Raw genomic sequence first — 418 nt, 5'->3', positions numbered from 1 at the left:
GATAAAGTGGTGCTTGACCGAGGCGAACATGATGTCGCTCGGGTCAGGATCGTCTGGCGTGGCGGCGCGGCGAGCGATCTTGAAGTCAAGTTGAAGGTCAACTCCGTTGCCAAACTCACGCGAGGGACAGAGATGCGCGATCGGGCGCTCGATCTTGCCCGCAACGGCACCCCTGATGACGAAATCGCCTCGACCCTCACCAGCGAAGGTCATCGCTCCCCCAACTGTGAAAATATGGTCCTTCCAACGACAGTGGCGCAGATGCGGCGCAGCGCCGGGATCAGAGTGACCAAACCGCGCAACAGATGGTCCCATGGCTTCAGCCTGCTCAGCGCTCAGGAATTGGCCGGCCGCCTAGATATTCCTGTGAACTGGATTTACGTGCAGATCAGGCAGAAGCGCCTTCTAATCGATCGGC

The 418-nt window shown here is 59.1% G+C and carries 1 pseudogene; it reads left to right on the top strand.

What is annotated here, in order from left to right:
* Positions 1-418 (top strand): annotated as a pseudogene (locus ACWTU9_RS33245) (recombinase family protein); the annotation flags it as partial.

It is taken from the genome of Mesorhizobium sp. 128a (assembly GCF_053848025.1).
Note: the sequence above shows the minus strand (reverse complement) of the source record. Positions and strands in the feature narration are given on the sequence as shown.